The organism is Janthinobacterium sp. BHSEK (assembly GCF_056174685.1).
The window spans coordinates 1-13,733 of record NZ_JBWBYV010000003.1 but is presented as its reverse complement, the minus strand read 5'-3'; the positions used below and the strand labels follow the sequence as shown (position 1 = coordinate 13,733).

Sequence of the window (13,733 nt, the reverse complement as noted above, 5' to 3'; positions counted from 1 at the left end):
CAATGCGCCTTGCCCTGAACGTTTTGTAGCGCTTCTTTGATCAATCGCCGCCCTTGAGGCGGCGGTTGTTTATCTGCCTCTCCGGCAGCACGCCGCCGAATACGCTACCATTTGCATTCCACCTTATCCATTTTCATTATGTTCCACCACCTGCGCGAAGACATCAACAGCATCATCGAACGTGACCCGGCCGCCCGCAATGGCTGGGAGGTGCTGACCTGTTATCCGGGCCTGCACGCCATCGTCATGCACGGCTGGGCGCACTGGTGCTGGACGCGGCACATGAAATGGGTGGGGCGCTTCATTTCGTATATCGCCCGCATCATCACGGGCATCGAGATCCATCCCGGCGCCGTCATCGGCCGGCGCGTCTTCATCGACCATGGCTTCGGCGTGGTGATCGGCGAGACGGCCGTCGTCGGCGACGATTGCACCATCTACCAGGGCGTCACCTTGGGCGGCACCTCGCTGCACAGCGGCAGCAAACGCCATCCGACGCTGGAGCGCGGCGTCATCGTCGGCGCCGGCGCGCAGGTGCTGGGCAGTTTTACCGTGGGCGAGTACGCCAAGGTCGGTTCGAACGCCGTGCTGCTCAAACCCGTGCCGTCCGGCGCGACGGCTGTGGGCAACCCCGCGCACATCGTGCAAAAGGATGTCAGCGCCTTGCGCGAAGGCAGCACGGCGCATTTGTTCGCCGCGTATGGCGTCACGCCCAACGGCGACGATCCGCTGTCGAAAGCCCTGCAGGGCTTGATTACGCACGCCGTGGCGCAGGAGCAGCGCATCGAGACCATCCTCGCCACCCTGAAGGCGGCGGGCATCTGCTGCCAGGGTGTGCCCGAGTGTGATAAATTCGATTCCGAGCAAATGAACAAGCTGGTTGATTAAGGATACAGGCATGAATACTGATGTGACGGCAGGCGAAAAAAGCAATGACAATCCGAATCTGCTCGACCCGTTCGAGATCCGCGTGCTGGCCGTGCTGGCCGAAAAGGAAGCGCTGACGCCGGACAGCTATCCGCTGTCGCTCAACGCCTTGACGAACGGCTGCAATCAATTGTCCAGCCGCGATCCTGTCATGGCCCTGTCCGAGGAAACCGTCTACGACGTGCTGCAGCGTTTGATGCAGCGCAAATTCGTCAACGGCATCACGCAGGCGGGCGCGCGGGTCGCCAAGTATGAACACCGCATGCGCATCAAGTGGTCGCTGGAACAGGATAAACTGGCCATCCTGACGATCTTGATGTTGCGCGGCTTGCAGACGGCGGGCGAAATCCGCAGCCGCAGCGGCCGCGTGCATGAATTCAAGTCCGTGGCGGAAGTGGAATCCGGTCTGCAGTTCCTGATCGACAAATACCCGCCGCTGGTGGCCAAGCTGGCCGTCGCCCCCGGCGCCAAGGAGCCGCGCTATGGCCACTTGCTGGGCGGCGAGGAAGCGCTGGCGCAGATCGAGACTGCGGCCGGTTTCGCCGGCGCCGTCAGCGCGCCGCAGCAGGGCAGCCGCGTGGCCCAGCTGGAACAGGAAGTGCTGCAATTGCGCAGCGACTTCGATGGCCTGGCGGCGCAGTTCGAGGCGTTCCGCAAGCAGTTCGAATAAGCGGTCTTCACGCATGAGTTTTTCCTTCCTGTGCCGCGCCTGCGGCGAGACCCACACGGGCATGCCCAGCTTCGGCGCCGATGCGCCGTGGCTGTACGAGCAGATGGCGCCCGCCGAGCGCGAAACGCGCTGCCAGCTCGACAGCGACGCCTGCATCGTCGACGAAGAACACTGCTTCGTGCGCGCCACCATCGACATCCCCGTGCATGGCTCGGCTGACCCATTCAGCTGGGGCGTGTGGGTGTCGCTGAGCAGCGAGAGCTTCGATGCGTGGGATGCCTGTTTCAATGACGCCAGGCGCGCGCACATCGGCCCCTTCTTCGGCTGGCTCAGCACGCAGCTGCCCGTGTATCCGGCTACCCTGAACCTGAAAACCCGCGTGCACCTGCGCGACGACGGCATGCGCCCGTACCTCGAGCTGGAGCCGACCGGCCATCCGCTGGCGGTGGAACAGCGCGATGGCATCACGGCCGAGCGGGTGGCCGAGCTGTATGCGCGGCTCGTGCATGGCGCGTGACAGGGGCCGCGCCCTGTCGGTCCGGCCCCGTTTCCGGTATCATTCGGCATGAAAAATATTTCCTTCCAACCGTTTATCATTGGTGTCGCTGGCGGAAGCGGCAGTGGCAAGTCCACCGTATCACAGCAGGTGCTGGCGTCGTTCGGCGCCGACATGGTCTCGGTCGTGATGCAGGACGACTACTATTGCGACCAAACCCATCTTTCCCCTGAAGTCCGCCGTCAGCAGAACTACGACCATCCGCAGGCGTTCGAGTGGCCATTGCTGGTGCAGCACATCCAGGCCTTGCGCAATGGCGAGGCGATCGAGATGCCGGAGTACGACTTCACGCTGCACAACCGCTCCAGCAGGACGATTCCCGTCAAGCCGGCGCCGGTGATCGTGATCGAAGGCCTGTTTGCCTTGTATGACGAAGACCTGCGCGACATGATGTCGCTGAAGATCTTTGTCGACACCGCCTCCGACGTGCGCTTCATCCGCCGCATGCAACGCGATATCACGGAACGCGGCCGTTCCGTGGAAAGCGTCATCGAACAGTACCTGGAAACGGTACGCCCCATGCACAAGCAATTCATCGAACCCACCAAGCGCAATGCCGATGTGATTTTGCCGCACGGCGCCAACGGTCCCGCGGTCGACATGATCACGGCCAAGGTGGCCAGCGTCATCGGCCGCCTGAAGCCGGCCGGCTGAAATTGGCCAGTTGGGGTAGCCCGCTGCCTCAGCGCTCCCCCATCGACTCCGAAAACGTCTTGGTGATCGGTTTCGTCAGGTAGCGCAGCACCGTCTTGCGGCCCGTGTTGATTTCCACGGTGGCTGTCATGCCGGGCTGGATCAGGATCGGCTCGCCATTCTTGCCCATCAGATTGCGCCCGCTGGTCTTGATCTGCACACGGTAGTAGGGCTGCTCGTTGCCCTTGTTGTCTTCACTTAAGGTGTCGGCGCTGATGTAGCTGACGGTGCCGCGCAGACGGCCGTAGATGCCGTAGTCGTAGGCGTCGAGTTTCACGGCCGTGGGCAGGCCCGGCTTGATGAAGGCGATGTCGGCCGGTTTCACTTTCGCCTCGATGATCAGGTCATCGTCCGTCGGCACGATCTGCAGGATTTCCTCGCCCGGCTTGGCCACGCCGCCCAGGGTGGTGAGCCGGACGTTGCGCACGATGCCGTCCGTGGGTGCGTAGATGTCCGTCGAACCCAGCTGCTCCTTGCGTTGCGTCACCGTCTGCAGCACGCCGGCCAGGTCTTCCTGGGCTTTCACCAGGTCCGTCTGGCTGTCTTGCAGGTATTTGTTGCGCCGGTTGGTGATCTGCGCCTGGATGTCGACCACCTGCCGCCGCAGTTTCAGCACCTCGGCGCGGCTGACATCTCCCGTTTCCAGCAGCGGCAGATTCATTTCCAGCTCTTCCTTGATCAGCTTCATGGCGCTGTCCAGCGAGCCCACTTCCGCCTGCACGGCGCCCTGGCGCTTGCTGAACAGGGCCAGCTGGTTGGCGCGAAATTCCGGAAACGCCTGCAGTTCGGGCGGGAACTTCGGCGCGCCGCCAAACACCTCGGCTTGCAGGCGCGCCACGGCCGCCTTCAGGCCGGCCGCCTTGGCCGTGCTTTCCAGGTAGCTCGTCTCGGCCCGCGTGCGGTCGAAACGGGCCAGCAGTTCGCCCTTTTTCACCACGCTGCCTTCGTGCACGCGCAGCTCGGCCAGCACGCCGCCGTCGGCCACCTGGATGATCTGGTTGCGCGAACTGGCGATCACCTGGCCGTTGGCGCGCGTGACCTGGTCCAGCTCCGCCCACGACGCCCAGGCGATGACACCCGCCAGCGCCGCCGTGCAGCTCCAGATCAGCACCCGGCCCCGTTTTGCTTCTTCCTTCGTTTCGACCTTGGCCAGTTTCATGCGACGGCTCCTTGCGGTGCGGGCGCGGCCACCGGCGCCGTTGCGGGACTGGGTACGGCCTGCGGCTTGCCCGACAGCTTGGCCAGGACAACGTCGCGCGGGCCGTCCAGCAGCACCCGTCCCGCCTGCAGCACCACCAGGCGCTCGAGCAGGGGCAGCAGGGCGTTCTTGTGCGTGGTGGCGACCATGGTCACGCCTTCGGCGGCCAGTTCGCCCAAGAGTCCCACGATGCGCGCTTCCGTCTTCGCATCCATGGCGCCCGTCGGTTCGTCGAGCAGCCAGATGCGCGGCTTGGCCAGCAGCAGGCGCGTGACGGCGATCAATTGCCGCTGGCCGCCCGAGACGCCCCGTCCGCCCTCGGTAATGGCCAGCGCCAGTCCCCGCGGCTGGCCCAGTATCAGCTCGATCAGGCCCGTGCGCCTGGCCGCCGCCAGGATCGCTTCCTCGCCCGGGTCGGCCAGCCCCAATAGCAGGTTGTCGCGCAGGGTGCCGCTGAACAGCCGCGTTTCCTGCGGCAGGTAGCCGACCATTTCGCGCACCACGGCCGGCGCCAGCAGGGCCATGTCGACGTCGCCCAGGTACACCTTGCCTTCGGCCGGCTGGTACAGGCCCGAGGCCAGTTTCAGCAGGGTGCTCTTGCCCGAGCCGATGGCGCCCACCAGGCCGAGCCGTTCGCCGGGGCGGATGGCCAGGCTTTCCACTTCCAGCGCCACCTTTTGCGCGCCGCCGTACGTAAAGCGGATGCGTTCGAAGCGCAGTCCCGTATCGAGGCTGCGCGGCGTCAGCGCGAACTGCGCGTTGTCGGCCTCGTTGGGCAGGCTGATGACCTGTTCCAGGCCGTCGATCGAGGCGCGCGCATGCGCCCACTGCACCATCACGGCGGGCAGCTGCACGATGGGCATCAGGGCGCGGTTGCTGATGATGGTGCAGGCCATCAGCGCGCCCATGGTCATCTGGTTCTCGGCCACGAACCATGCGCCCATGGAGATCAGCGCCACGTTGGTCAGCTGCTGGAAGGCGGCCGTGATGTTTTGCGACAGGGCCGCATAGTCGCGGATATTCTGCTCCGCGTGGCTGCTCTCGGCCACCAGTCCGGCCCAGCGCGCCTGCATCATCCATTCGGCGCTGCTGCCCTTGAGCGTTTCCACGCCGTCGACGGCTTCCACCAGCAGGCCCGCCTTGCGGTTGCTGGCGTTGAGGTTCTTGCGCGTGTGGTTCTCGATGACGCGCTGGAACATCAGGCCGCACACCAGGGCCAGCGGCAGCGCCACCAGCGGCACCACCACCAGCCAGCCGCCGATGATGGTGATCATGGCGAGGAAAATCAGCGCGAAGGGCACGTCCGTGAGCACGAACAGGGAGGTCGACGTGAGCACGCCGCGCACCATTTCAAAGCCTTTGACCTGTGCCGCCAGGGTGCCGACGGAGGCGGGGCGCGCCTCCATGCGGATGCCCAGCATGCGCTGGAAAAACCACTCGGACAGCTCATGGTCGACGTCATTGCACGCGTGGTCGACGATGCGGCTGCGTACCTGCTTGAGGATGAATTCCAGGCCGATCGACAGGGCCACGCCCACCACCAGCACCCACAGGGTGCTGAAGCTCTGGTTCGGAATCACGCGGTCGTACACCTGCATGGAAAACAGCGAGGTGGCCATGGTCAGCAGGGTCACCAGCGCGGTGGCCAGCACGGCGTCGACAAACACGCTTTTCTTCAGCCACAGGGCGTTGCGCACGAGGCCCAGGGCGCCGGGGCGGGCGCCGCTTTTCTCGCTGCGGCGCGGCAGGCCCACGCAAGCCAGGCCGGTCAGCGATTCCAGCTGCAAGGCGCGCCCGTCGATGCCTTCGCCGCGCCAGGCGCCGTCGGCGCCGCGCGACTGCAGCAAGCCCCAGCCCGTGCTGGCGCTGTAGACGGCGAACGGCAGCTCGCCCGGCGTCGGCTCGTGCAGCGGGCGCGCCGCGCCATCCAGCCCGGCCGCCTGCCAGATGGCGGTCAGTACCGTGGCGGGCGCGCCGCTGTCGTCGACGTCGTCGAGCTGGCGCTGCAGGTCGGCCAGCCGCGCGGCCGCCACGTGCTGGCCCGTCAGGCGGGCGGCCCGTTCGATGAGTGTCAGCAAGCCATGTTTGATGGAGGTATCCACGCTGTCTCCTGTGTGCATCATGTCGGTGTCAATTCGCGCGCGCCATGCCTGCCGGCGCCGTGCGCCCGGCCAGGGTGCCCGTTTGCGCGGCCAGCCGCAGGCTGGCGGCAATCGCCTGCGCGCGCGTGTCTTCCAGCGAAAACCTCGCCTGGGTCGCTTCGCGCACGGCGTTGAGCACGTCGTTCCAGCTCTTGCGGCCGATCACGTACTGGCGCGCATACGATTCGAATACCTGCGTCGAGGTGGTGCTGGCCTCGCCCGCGTTGTCCAGACGCTGGCGGCTCGCCTCGGCCTCGTTCCAGTCCAGCGTGAAGCGCTCGCGCACGTCGCGCTCGGCCGCATCGTGCGCGGCGCGCGCGCCTTCGCGCCGGGCCACGGCGGCGTCCACCCCGGCCTTGGCCGACAGGCCGGCGCCCGGCTGCGCCTGCAGCACCAGCATGGCGCGCGTGCGGTTGTCGGCATTCACGCCGCCGGTGGGCTTTTCCATACGCAGCACCAGCTTCGGCATGTAGGCCGAGCGCTGCAGGGTGATCTCGGAATCGGCTGCCTGCGCCTCGAAATCGAGGCGGTGCAGGGTGGGGGAATAGTCGATGGCCTGGCGCATGACCCGTTCCAGGCTGGCGTCGGGCAGCGGTTCGCCCACGCCGATGCCCGCGCCGGTGACCAGGCGCACCGGTTTGCCGGCCAGTTGCGACAGCTGCGCCAGCGCGTTTTCCTGCGCCTGGCGCGCGTTCGATACGTCGTTGGCCGCCTGGTAGGCGCGCGATTCTGCCAGGCGCTGATCCGTTTGCGAACTGACCGACTGTGCCACGCGGCGCTTGATCATGTCCAGCAGGCGCTGGTGCTCGGCCAGGCCCTCTTCAGCCGAGCGCATGCGCGCCGTCTGGCGCAGCGCCTCGGTGTAGGCGGCGATCACGCGCAGCGAAAGGGCCAGGCGTTCTTCCTCGATGGCCGCGCCGGCCGCGTCGACCCGGCTGCCGGCGGCATCGATGCCGGCGTCGATGCGCCCGCCGCTCCACAGGGGCTGCTCGATGCGCACCACGCCGCCCGTTTCCCGCGAACCCGTGGGGACTTCTGCCGACAGGCTGGGGAAGCGCTGCCACTGGGCGCCATCGAGGTCGGCGCGCGCGGCCGCCTGCGCCGAGCGCTTGCCCTGGACGGCGGGATGGCTTTGCAGCGCCTGCTGCAAGACCTGGTCGAAACTCCAGGCCGTGGCGCCCTGGGCATGGGCGAAGGACGCGATGGATGCCATGGCCATGGCCGCCAGCAAGGCCGCGCCACGTGGCAGTACAAACAATGCTGGGAAACCGCGTAATCTCATCCCGTATTTTTCCGGCCCAAGGCCTGATGCATTTCAAGGTATGGGCGGGAGCGCGCTGCCGCACGCTCCCGCTGCCTTGCCAGGAGCGGCGCCTGGCGTGGGACGGTGTCAGACCAGGAAGTTGGCCGCCGTCAGCTGCGTGATGTTCACGCCGCTGAGCAGCACCAGCGCCGTGTCGATGGCGTTGGCGTTGCTCAGGTCACTCGAGTGATACACCGTCACGGCGCCGCTGTTTTGCGCATCGGCGATGACGATGTAGCCCTGTCCCGACAAGACGCTGTCGTCGGCCGCGATGGCGCTCGCCGCCGCGCCGATCGACACGGACGTGCCGTCGAAGATGAACAGGTTGTTGTTGCTGAAGTCCGTGCCCACGTTGACGCCCACGGCCACCGATGCCGTCAGGTGGGCGATGGCCGACATGTCGATCACGTCGCCGCCGGCGGCCGGCAGGCCCGTGCTGAAGTCGGCCACCGTCAGCGGATTGTGCAGGGCGTTCTGGCTCAGCACGAACAGCTGGCTCGCGTCCGTCAGGTCGGCCTGCGCCTGGGCCGCCGCCGCCGCCGCGGCATCGGCGTTCGCCGCCACCGTTAGCGAGCTGGCGTCCGTCAGGTCCGCCTGCGCCTGCGCCTGCAGGGCGGCTGCCGCTGCCGCATCGGCTGCCAGGTGCAGGGCGTTGGCGTCCGTCAGGTCGGCCGTCTGCGCCGCCGCCAGCGCCGCCGCCGCTGCCGCATCGGCGGCCTGCGTGAGGGCCACGGCATCGGTCTGGTCGGCCAGCGCTTGCGCGGCGGCGGCGTTGGCCGCATCCGCATTCGCCACGACGGCCAGGGCGCTGGCGTCCGTTTGCGCGGCGAGGGCGTTCGCTTGTACCAGGGCGATGTCGGCCGCCTGCGCGTCGGCTTGGGCCTGGGCCGCCGCCGCGTCGTCCGCATACGCGGCGTTCGCATTCGCATGCGCCTGGGCCGCCGCTGCTGCCGCGCTGGCGGCGGCTGCATCGTCCGCCTGCGCCGCTTGCAAGGCCAGCAGGGAAGCGGCTGCCTGCGCCTGCGCCAGTGGCGCCGCGGCATCGGCGGCATGGGCGGCCAGCGCGGCTGCCGCCGCATTGTTGGCGTTCAGGGTGGCTGCCGCAGCCGCCGCATCGTCGGCCTGAGCCTGCTGCGTCAGGGCCAGCGAGGCGGCGGCCTGGGCGGCAGCTGCCGCGGCCGCGTCGTCGTCGTTCTGCGCCGCGGTGGCCGCTGCCAGTGCGCTGGCCGCCGTTGCCGCCGTGCTGACGGCCAGGGCGTCGGCGGCGATGGCGGCCATGTGCGCGGCGGTGGCGGCGGCGGCATTGGCCGCTGCCTGATTGGCGGCCGTGTCGTCGGCCTGCGCCGCCTGTGCGGCGAGCAGCGCCGCTGCCGCTGCTGCGGCGCTGGCGGTTGCCGTGGCGTCGGCCGCTGCGGCGGCCGTGGCTGCCGCTTGCGCGAGCGCCGCGGTGGCGGCGGCATCGGCCGCCGCCTGGTCGTCGGCGACGGCGGCGTTGTGCGCGGCCTGGGCGTTGGCCGCATTGGCCGCTGCCAGCGCGGCTGCCGCGTCATCGGCTTGCGCCGCCTGCGTGGCCGCCAGGGTAATGGCTGCCGCGACGGCCGCTGCCGCTGCCGCTGCATCGGCGTCATGCGCGTTTTGCGCCGCCAGCTGGGCGGCTGCCGCCGCGGCGGCGGTGGCGGCGACGTCGGCGTCGGCGGCCAGGGCCGCGTCGAGCGCCAGCTGCGCATTGGCGGCGGCTATGGCGGCCGCTGCCGCCGTGGCGTCATCCGCCTGGGCATTGAGGGTGGCGGCCATGGAAATGGCCGCTTGCGCTGCCGCAGCTGCCGCGGCGGCATCGGCGTTTTGCGCTGCGACGGCCGCCGTATGCGCGGCCGCCGCATTGGCTGCCGCGGTGGCGGCTGCCGCATCGTCGGCCTGGGCCGCCGCCAGTGCCGCGTGGGCGGCGGCCGCATTCGCATTGGCCTGGGCCGCGTCATCGGCCGCGCTCTGGGCGGCGAGAAGGAGGTTCAGTTTCAGCGTCCTGTCATTGTCCGCATCCGTGGCGTTGACATCGGCCGTCACGGCGGCGTTCAGGTTGGCGATGGCCGCGTTCAGCGCGGCATGGGCATCGAGGGCTGCCGTGTCGGCCAGTTGCGCGGCCAGGGTAGCCGCCGCCGAGAGGGCCGCCGTATGCGCGGCATTGGCGGCGGCATCGTCGGCGGCCAGCGCCGCGCTGGCGGCTGCCAGTGCGTTGTTGGCCGTCGTGGCAAGGGCCGCCAGGGCGCCATCGGCCAGCAAGGCCGCATCGGAAAGGAGCTGGGCCGCCGCCGCTGCTGCCGCCGTGCTTGCCGCCGTGGCGTCGTCGGCCAGGGCGGCATTGGTGGCAGCGAGCGAGGCGCTGGCAGTCAGTATCGCCGCGTTGAGCGTCGTCGTGGCGGCATTCAGGGCCGCTTGCGCGTTGCCGGCCGCCGTCGCTGCGGCGCTGGCGGCGTTGTCGTCTGCCAGGGCCTGGTTCAACGCGGCCAGCGCGCTCGCTGCCGTTGCCGCGGTCGTGCCGACGGCCAGGTCGGCCGCCTGCGCCGCCTGCGTGGCTGCCAGCGAGATGGACGCCGTGAGGGCGGCGGCAGCGGCGGCGATATCGTCCGCTTGCGCATGCTGCGTGGCGGCGGCCGAGATGGCGGCCACGGCGGCGGCGGCGGCGGCAGCCGTGTCGGCGGCGGTGGCGGCAACCGCGGCGGCCGTCGCATTGGTGGAGTTCAGCACGGCCGCGGCGGCGGCCGCATCGTCGGCCAGGGCCGCATTCAGCGATGCGAGCGCGTTGGCGGCGATGGTGGCGGCGCTGGCGGCGGCATTGTCGGCCAGTTGCGCCGCTTGCGCCGCCGCTTGCGAGGCGTTGGCGACGGTGGCCGCCGTGGCGGCTGCCAGATCGTCGGCGACGGCGGCGGCAGTGGCGGCGCTCGCCGTCACGGCGGCAGCGGCCGTGGCCGCCGCGTTCGCGTCCGCCTGCAAGGCCGCATTCAGGGCCGCCAGGGCATTGGCTGCCGTCGCTGCCGTCGCGGCGGCGGCGGTATCGGCCGCTTGCGCGGCCTGGGCCGCTGCCAGCGAGGTGGCGGCCACGCCGGCGGCGGTGGCCGCGAGCGTGTCGTCCAGCGCCGCCGCGGTGGCTGCCGCCTGGGAAGTCAGGGCCAGCGTGGCGGCGGCGGTGGCGGCATTGTCGGCCGCGAGCGCATTGTTGAGGGCGGTCAGCGATGCTGCGGCCGTCGCTGCCGTCGATGCGGCAGCCGCATCATCGGCCTGCGCCGATTGCGCGACGGCCAGCGACAAGGCGGCCGTGGTGGCGGCCGTGGTGGCGGCCAGCGCGGCCACCAGGTCGAGCGGATGCGCGGCCGAATAGGCGGCCAGGGCGGCGGCATTCGCGGCGTCGTTGTTGGCGATGGTGGTGAGCGCGGCGGCGTCCGTCAGGGCGGCCTTGGTGGCGGCCACGGTGGCGGCCGTCACGTCGAGCGTGTGGGCCGTGCCCAGCAGGACGGCGTCGGTGAGGCCGGCGACGGTGGCGGCGGCCGTGGCGGCCGTGGCGTTGACGGTCGCGACCAGGCCCAGGGCGACGGCGTCCGTCAGGTTGGCGGTGGTTTGCGCCGCGGTGGCGGCGGCCGCGTCGACGGTTGCCGTCAGTCCCAGGGCGACGGCGTCGGTCAGCGCGGCGGTGGCGGCCGCCGTGTTGGCGGCGGCCGTGGCGGCCGTCGAAACGGTGCCCAGTGCAACCGCATCGGTCAGGTTGGCCACGGCGGCAGCGGCGCTGGCGGCCGTGTTGGCGGCCGTCGACACGAGGCCCAGCGCCACGGCGTCGGTGAGGTTGGCCGTCGTTTGCGCCGTGGCGGCCAGCGCCGCGTCGGCCGTGGCGGCCAGGCCCAAGGCCGTGGCGTCCGTCAGCGCGGCGGTGGCGGCAGCCGTATTGGCGGCGGTGGTGGCCGCTGCGGAGAGCGTGCCCAGGGCTGCCGCATCGGTCAGGTTGGCCACATTCGTCGCCGTATTTGCGGCGGCGGCGGCGGCCGTGGCGAGCAGGCCCAGGGCAGTGGCATCGGTCAGGTCGGCCGTTGCCTGCAAGGCGGCGGCGGCGGTCGCGTCGGCCGTGGAAATGAGTCCCAGCGCCGTGGCGTCCGTCAATGCCGCCAGGCTGGCGGCGGAGGTGGCGGCCAGCGCATCGGCGTTCGAAATGAGGCTCAGTGCGATGGCATCCGTCTGGCCGGCGGTCGTGACGGCCGCGGCTGCGGCCGCATCGGCGGCCGACGAGACGAGGCCCAGGGCCACGGCGTCAGTTTGGTTGGCAACAAATTGTGCCGTGGCCAGCGCGCTTTGCGCCAGTGTATTGGCGGCCGTCAAGGTGGTGACCGCCGTCTGGGCGGCAAGTTCGGCGGCGGCATCGGCCGTGGAAATGATGCCCAGGGCGCCGGCGTCGGTCAGCGCCGCCGTCGCGGCGGCGGCAGCGGCGGCGGCCTGTGCCGCGGCAGCTGCGCTGACGGCCGAGATATCGATTCCGCCCAGCAGGGCGGCCGTTTCCGCCGCCGAGACGGCAGCGGCCGCCGTGGCGATGAGCGCATCGGCGTCGGTCAGGCCGGCCGTCGCTTGCAGACCGGCCGCCACCACCGCATCGGCGGCGGAGATGCCGGCAAGGATGGTGACATCCGTCAGGCCGGCGGTGATATCGGCATTGTCGGCATCGAGCTGCAAGGCATTGACGGTGGCCGTCAGGTCGATCACGCTGGTCTGGCCGGCCGTCACGTTGGCGGCCAGGGCGGCGAGGTTGGCCAGATTGAAGGCATTCAGGGCGACGTTGACGTCCAGCAGGCTGGCTTGGGCATTGGCGGCGGCCGCATCGGCATCGGCCTGGTCGGCCGCTTGCTGCAAGGCCACCACATCGGTCTGGTCGGCCACTGTCTGGGCATTGGCGGCATCGCTGGCGGCGGCCGCGTCGGCAGCGGCGAGGGCGGCCGCATCCGTCTGGTTGGCCGTCGTTTGCGCGGCCAGCGCGGCGGCCGCATCGGCGTCGGAAATCACTTGCAGGGCGGCGGCGTCCGTCAATGCCGCTTGTGCGGCTGCGGCGGCGGACGTGCTGGCGGCCGCATCGGCCGTGATTTGCAGCGCGGCAGCGTCGCTCAGGCTGGCGGTGACGACGGCATTTGCCGCCGCAGTGGCGGCGAGGGCTGCTGCGGCGTCAAGCGCGGCGGCATCGGTGCTGGCGGCCAGGGCGGCCGCCGCGGCAGCGGCAGCGTCGGCATCGGAAATCAGGGCCAGCGCGGCCGCGTCGGTCAGGTCGGCCTGTGCCTGTGCCGCATCCGCCGCCAGGGTGGCGGCGTCGGCGATCAGGCCCAGGGTGGGCGCGTCCGTCATGTTCGCTTGCGTCTGTGCATTGGCGGCGTTCGTTGCGGCGGCATCGGCGGCGGCCTGCAGGGCGACGGCGTCGGTGGCGTTGGCGATCGAGGCGTCCCAGGCGGCAACGCCGGCGGCGGCGTCCGCTGCCATGCTCAAGGCGACGGCGTCGGTGAGTCCCGCTTGCGTGCTGGCGGCCGCTGCCGTATTCGCGGCGGCGGTGGCGGCGATGCCCAGTGCCGCAGCGTCGCTGGCATTGGCGTCCGCCGCCGCATTCGCTGCCGCGGTGGCGGCCGCGTTCGAGGCTGCGGCCAGGGCGGCGGCATCGGTGGCGGCGGCCACGCTGGCCGCCGCGGCGGCGTTGGCGGCATCCGCATCGGAGATCAATGCCAGGGCGGCGGCATCGGTCAGGCTGGCCTGAATGCCGGCCGCGACGGCGGCATTGGCGGCGGCGGTTGCCGCCAGGTCCAGCGCGGCGGCGTCCGTGGCATCGGCCAGCGCCGTGGCGGCCGCGGCAGCGGCGGCATCATTGGCCGAGATGACGGCCAGCGCCGCCGCATCGGTCAGTGCTGCCTGGGTGTTGGCGGCGTTGGCGACGACGTCGGCCGCATCGGCGATGGCTTGCAATGCCGGGGCGTTGGTCTGGTCCGCTTGCGTCTGCGCCGCATCGGCGGCGGCGTGCGCGGCGGCGGCGTTGGCGGCGGCCGTGGCGGCAGCCGCATCGTCATTTTGCGCCGAGGTGGCGGCGGCCTGCGACACGGCGGCGGCGGCAGCGGCGGCGGCAGCCACGCTGTCGTCATTCGTGGCGGCGGTAGCGGCCGCTTGTGCGCCGGGCACGGCGGCCGCCGTGCTGGCCGCCAGCGCATCGTCGCTGGTGGCGCTATTGGCAGCGAGCAAGG

General features: G+C 70.3%; 8 protein-coding genes. 4 read left to right on the top strand and 4 right to left on the bottom strand.

Going from position 1 to position 13,733, the window contains the following annotated elements:
• Positions 1 to 138: 138 nt before the first annotated feature.
• From cysE to udk, 4 genes are read left to right on the top strand one after another with little or no spacing between them, the layout of a single operon-like run.
• On the top strand, positions 139 to 888 hold the full coding sequence (gene cysE / locus AC0V2Y_RS00730; RefSeq protein WP_215407722.1) for a serine O-acetyltransferase: 750 nt from the start codon (positions 139 to 141) through the stop codon (positions 886 to 888).
• 10 nt (positions 889 to 898) lie between these two features.
• Positions 899 to 1,597: a YceH family protein gene (locus tag AC0V2Y_RS00725; RefSeq protein WP_475413500.1), complete on the top strand. Its 699-nt coding sequence runs from the start codon at positions 899 to 901 to the stop codon at positions 1,595 to 1,597.
• 13 nt (positions 1,598 to 1,610) lie between these two features.
• Entirely contained in the window at positions 1,611 to 2,114 is a 504-nt protein-coding gene (locus tag AC0V2Y_RS00720) for a DUF2199 domain-containing protein (protein WP_475413499.1), read from the top strand.
• 48 nt (positions 2,115 to 2,162) lie between these two features.
• Complete coding sequence (gene udk, locus AC0V2Y_RS00715; protein WP_475413498.1) at positions 2,163 to 2,807, top strand: uridine kinase; 645 nt, start codon at positions 2,163 to 2,165, stop codon at positions 2,805 to 2,807.
• Positions 2,808 to 2,835: 28 nt separating this feature from the next.
• Here udk and AC0V2Y_RS00710 read toward each other — a convergent pair whose 3' ends face one another.
• The 4 genes from AC0V2Y_RS00710 to AC0V2Y_RS00695 form a co-directional block, all read right to left on the bottom strand.
• Complete coding sequence (locus tag AC0V2Y_RS00710; RefSeq protein WP_475413497.1) at positions 2,836 to 4,005, bottom strand: HlyD family type I secretion periplasmic adaptor subunit; 1,170 nt, start codon at positions 4,003 to 4,005, stop codon at positions 2,836 to 2,838.
• Complete coding sequence (locus AC0V2Y_RS00705; protein ID WP_475413496.1) at positions 4,002 to 6,146, bottom strand: ATP-binding cassette domain-containing protein; 2,145 nt, start codon at positions 6,144 to 6,146, stop codon at positions 4,002 to 4,004. Before AC0V2Y_RS00705 ends, AC0V2Y_RS00710 begins: the two co-directional genes overlap by 4 nt.
• Positions 6,147 to 6,174: 28 nt before the next feature.
• Complete coding sequence (locus AC0V2Y_RS00700; protein WP_475413495.1) at positions 6,175 to 7,443, bottom strand: TolC family protein; 1,269 nt, start codon at positions 7,441 to 7,443, stop codon at positions 6,175 to 6,177.
• Positions 7,444 to 7,575: 132 nt separating this feature from the next.
• A partial coding sequence (locus AC0V2Y_RS00695) for a hypothetical protein (RefSeq protein WP_475418318.1) occupies positions 7,576 to 13,733 on the bottom strand: 6,158 nt, incomplete at its 5' end.